Annotated in this window: 1 protein-coding gene; it reads right to left on the reverse strand. The window is 43.4% G+C overall.

The features are described from left to right. Positions 1-110: 110 nt before the first annotated feature. Positions 111-783: ATP-binding protein (locus Q4534_RS24090; RefSeq protein WP_303615716.1), on the reverse strand; the 673-nt coding region annotated here is incomplete at its 5' end.

Here is a 783-nt window from a genome sequence, read left to right on the forward strand (position 1 = left end):
TGATTATTCCGACAAAAGTATACCAGCATTCCGCGGCAAAGTATACCAGTCTTTTCTCTGGCATCTTAATCCTTAAAAGCTTTTTTTACCACTGAAAGGATATGATAAATTTACTTTATTTTTTTGTTTCTCCAAGACTCTCCTATGAGTTCTATTTTATGTGCTTTGGCTGACAGTCTGTCAATGATCGCATCAGCTAAGGTCGGCTCACTGATGTAATCATACCACCTGTCCAAAGGAAGTTGGGAGGTGAATATTGTTGCCGATCCGTTATATCGGTCCTCTAAAATATCCAACAGTGTTAATCTTCCATCATGGGTGAGCGGTTTGAGGCCAAAGTCATCAAAGATTAGCAAGTCATACCTGTTGAGCTGTTTTAACCATTTAAGGTAAGCTCCTTCAATTCTTACTTGGGAAAGTGTTTCAAGGAACCTGTTCATTCCGAAGTATATCACCCTAAATCCAAGGATACAGGCGTTTCTTCCGAGTGCACAGGCTACATAGCTTTTACCAACTCCTGTAGCCCCGGTAATCAGGATGTTTCTGGATTCCCTGATATAAGAACCGTCAAGAAGCTCGGCAAACTGCTCCCTTGAGAGCCCTCTTTCGGGTCCGCACCGGATATTTTCAGGGACGGCATTGTACCTTAGCTTACTAGCCTTTAGGTACCTTTCAGTTTGTTTTCCACTACGGTATTCACTTTCTGCCTGGGTCATCATGGCCAGCAGCGTATGAGCATCTTCTCTTTGTTCCGGTGGCAGGGACAGTTCTGACTCATAGCGT

Source organism: Cyclobacterium sp. 1_MG-2023, assembly GCF_030546805.1.
In the GTDB taxonomy this organism is placed as follows: Bacteria; Bacteroidota; Bacteroidia; order Cytophagales; family Cyclobacteriaceae; genus Cyclobacterium.